Source organism: Streptococcus oralis (assembly GCF_003943825.1).
In the GTDB taxonomy this organism is placed as follows: Bacteria; Bacillota; Bacilli; order Lactobacillales; family Streptococcaceae; genus Streptococcus; species Streptococcus oralis_CD.
In genome coordinates this window covers 1-685 of the sequence record NZ_RJNJ01000074.1, presented here as the reverse complement: position 1 = coordinate 685, position 685 = coordinate 1, and the positions used below count along the sequence as shown (strand labels likewise).

Genomic DNA, 685 nt, shown 5'->3' with positions numbered 1-685 from the left:
GGTGGTGCCGGTTTTATCGGAACCCACACTGTTATTGAGTTGATCCAAGCAGGTCATCAAGTGGTTGTAGTGGATAACCTTGTCAATAGCAACCGTAAAAGTTTAGAAGTTGTTGAAAAAATCACAGGAGTTGAAATTCCTTTCTATGAGGCAGATATCCGTGATACTGATACACTCAGAGGTATTTTCAAGCAAGAAGAGCCAACAGGTGTGATTCACTTTGCTGGTTTGAAGGCTGTTGGCGAATCAACCCGTATCCCTCTTGCCTACTATGACAACAATATCGCTGGAACTCTTAGTCTTTTAAAAGTTATGGAAGAAGCAAACTGTAAGAATATCATCTTCAGCTCTTCTGCGACAGTATATGGAGATCCTCACACGGTTCCAATCTTAGAAGATTTTCCACTTTCAGTGACCAATCCGTATGGCCGTACTAAGCTTATGTTAGAAGAAATCTTGACCGATATCTACAAAGCAGACTCAGAATGGAATGTGGTCTTGCTTCGTTACTTTAATCCAATTGGAGCACATGAGAGTGGAGATTTAGGAGAAAATCCAAACGGTATTCCAAACAATCTCTTACCATATGTGACTCAGGTAGCTGTTGGAAAATTAGAGCAAGTGCAAGTCTTCGGAGACGATTACGATACGGAAGATGGAACTGGTGTTCGTGACTATATCCATG

Annotated in this window: 1 protein-coding gene; it reads left to right on the top strand. The window is 41.3% G+C overall.

The genetic code is table 11. The annotated features are described in order from the left end of the window. Positions 1 to 685: UDP-glucose 4-epimerase GalE (gene galE, locus D8863_RS10640; protein ID WP_125441869.1), on the top strand; the 685-nt coding region annotated here is incomplete at both ends.